Source organism: Paenibacillus sp. NPDC055715 (assembly GCF_053617595.1).
Map to the genome: position 1 here is coordinate 1 of NZ_JBSHGA010000038.1, position 1,454 is coordinate 1,454.

A 1,454-nucleotide genomic window follows, 5' to 3' on the forward strand; every position below is an offset into this window, starting at 1 on the left:
TGAACTGACCCCAAAAAGTTAGACACAGACTGACTTAGGCTGCTACATAGGACTGGATGCGGTATTCTACCGGCGACAGTCCTCTGAGCTTTTGTTTGGTTCTTCGATGGTTGTAATAGTGTATATATTGATGTAGTTCTTGAATGAAATGTTCAATGGATTCAAATTCTTGAATATACAAAAGTTCCGTCTTTAAGATCCCAAAGAAATTCTCTACCACGGAGTTGTCCAGGCAGTTCCCTCGACGTGACATACTTTGTGTGACTCCTCTCTCAGAGAGCATATACTGATAGCGTTTTTGTTGATATTGCCACCCCTGATCAGAGTGCAGAATGAGATTATGTTGCTCTGGTAGCTTTTCTAAGGCTTTTTCGAGCATCTCTGTGACCATGGAGAGGGTTGGCCTTCTAAATACGGTGTAACTGATGATTTCACGGTTATACAGATCCATTATCGGAGACAGATATATCTTTTGTCCAAACAAGTGGAACTCCGTCACATCAGTAACCCATTTCTTATTGGGTGCTGTCGCATTAAAATCTCTCTTCAAGACATTTGGAGCTATTTTCCCTTCGGCTCCTTTGTATGAACGATATTTCTTCCTACGAACCATACAATAAAGCCCTAACTCCTTCATTAAACGTCGAACTGTCTTATGATTGATTGGAGTCGTTTTGCGAATCTCTCTGGTCATAGTTCGGTATCCTGCTCGACATTTCAATTCATCATTAAATAAACGCCTCATTTCTGTTTTCACATCGGCGTACTTATCAGGCTTGTTCCACTTTTTCATGTGATAATAGTAAGTGCTTCGAGGAATGCCTGCAATTTTGACAAGCTTTTTGACGTTAAATTCATGCCTTAGCTCGTAAATTACGTGAGCTTTGTCGTCGTTTGTAATGAGTTTTTTTTCTGAACTAAGGCATTCAATTTTTTTAGGTACGTTACCTCCATACGAAGGCGTTGGTTTTCCTTAATTAGCTCGTCTATAACACTTTCATTTGCCTCCAGTTCTTTCTGTGGCTCTTTATTAGCTGTACGTTCTCGACGCTCAATATAGAGCCCTTCAGGTCCTTCATTTCGATAAATGCGCTCCCAATTCCGAATGGATCTATCTTGTACGTCATGCTTCTTCGCAGCAGCTTTATAACTCAAATGGTTCTCATGCATATCTTCTAATATGTACTGCTTTTGTTCTCCAGTAAAAGTCCTGTGTGTTCCCTTATTGATCAATCCCACAGCTCCATGCTTGGAGTATGCAGCTACCCATTCATTAACCGTTACATGGTTCATTCCATACTTACGTGCTGCTTCGTTCTCAGACAGCCCTCCCTCAAGTACATCTATAGCAACTTTTATTCGTATTTCTTCGCTGTATTTGACCATAAAGTAAAATCCGCACCCTTTCTTCTTAGAGGATTATATCATGTGTCTAAGATTTGGGGTGCGGTTCA

General features: G+C 40.6%; 1 protein-coding gene. It reads right to left on the reverse strand.

Features of this window, described 5'->3' with window-relative positions:
• Positions 1-34 precede the first annotated feature (34 nt).
• A protein-coding gene (locus ACWGOO_RS22330) for an IS3 family transposase (protein WP_452486944.1) occupies positions 35-1,386 on the reverse strand; the annotation gives its coding sequence in 2 pieces (ribosomal slippage) (positions 35-930 and positions 930-1,386; 1,353 coding nt in all).
• Positions 1,387-1,454 lie beyond the last annotated feature (68 nt).